Consider the following 1,546-nt stretch of genomic DNA (forward strand, 5'->3'; position numbering starts at 1 on the left):
ACTCCCCGTCTGACATTGTCCCCCGCCCGGGTAACGGGCGCAGGTTAGAAGCCCGGTAACGCAAGGGTGGTATCCCAACAGCGGCTCCGGAAATACTGGCGTACTTCCTTCTCAGCCTCCCACCTATCCTGTACATGCATTACCAGACCCCAGTATCAAACTGGAGTAAAGCTCCATGGGGTCTTTCCGTCCTGGCGCGGGTAACCAGCATCTTCACTGGTACTTCAATTTCACCGGATGCATTGTCGAGACAGTGCTCAAATCATTACGCCTTTCGTGCGGGTCGGAACTTACCCGACAAGGAATTTCGCTACCTTAGGACCGTTATAGTTACGGCCGCCGTTTACTGGGGCTTGGATTCAGAGCTTCACATTTCTGTTAACCCCTCCTCGTAACCTTCCAGCACCGGGCAGGCGTCAGCCCATATACCTCACCTTTCGGTTTCGCATAGACCTGTGTTTTTGCTAAACAGTTGCTTGAGCCTGTTCACTGCGGCCCTCTTTCAAGGGCACCCCTTCTCCCGAAGTTACGGGGCTGTTTTGCCGAGTTCCTTAACAATGCTTCTTCCGTCGGCCTTAGGATTCTCTCCTCACCCACCTGTGTCGGTTTACGGTACGGGTATCATATGAACAATAGCGGCTTTTCTCGGTACATGGCTCACCGGCTTCCCTACTCTATTTCGGTCCGCATCACGGCTCTGGCTTATGCGGCGGATTTGCCTGCCACACACCTCTTCGCTTGCACGCGGCTTTCCATTCCGCGCCCCGGCTCTCCACATACGTCCCCACAGTTCTGTCATATCATAGTGCAGGAATCTCAACCTGCTGTCCATCGGCTACGACTCTCGTCCTCGCCTTAGGCCCCGACTTACCCAGGGAAGATCAGCTTTACCCTGGAAACCTTGGATATTCGGCCGAGAGGATTCCCACCTCTCTCTCGCTACTCATTCCGGCATTCTCTCTTCCATACCCTCCACAGCTCCTTCCGGTACTGCTTCGCCAGGTATGCAATGCTCCTCTACCAATGTATAAATACATTCCCAGGCTTCGGTGTTGTGTTTCAGCCCCGGACATTTTCGGCGCAGGACCTCTCGACCAGTGAGCTATTACGCACTCTTTAAATGTGTGGCTGCTTCTGAGCCAACATCCTGGTTGTCTTGGAGATCCCACATCCTTTACCACTTAACACACACTTTGGGACCTTAGCCGCGGGTCTGGGCTCTTTCCCTTTTGACTGCCCAACTTATCTCGTGCAGTCTGACTCCCGTCCATCGGTCGCGTGGCATTCGGAGTTTGATATCGCTTGGTAAGCTTTGACGCCCCCTTGCAAATTCAGTGCTCTACCTCCACGGATCTCGAACGAGGCCAGCCCTAAAGCTGTTTCGAGGAGAACCAGCTATCTCCGGGTTCGATTGGAATTTCTCCCCTACCCACAACTCATCGCCACCTTTTTCAACAGATGTGCGTTCGGCCCTCCACTGGCTCTTACGCCAGCTTCAGCCTGGTCATGGGTAGATCACCCGGTTTCGGGTCTGCCTGTACTGACT

Annotated in this window: 1 rRNA gene; it reads right to left on the reverse strand. The window is 54.0% G+C overall.

Features of this window, described 5'->3' with window-relative positions:
• Positions 1–1,546: ribosomal RNA gene (locus ACTQZS_RS15315) — 23S ribosomal RNA — on the reverse strand; the annotation flags it as partial.

This window comes from Bilifractor sp. LCP19S3_H10 (assembly GCF_052119185.1).
In the GTDB taxonomy this organism is placed as follows: Bacteria; Bacillota; Clostridia; order Lachnospirales; family Lachnospiraceae; genus Bilifractor.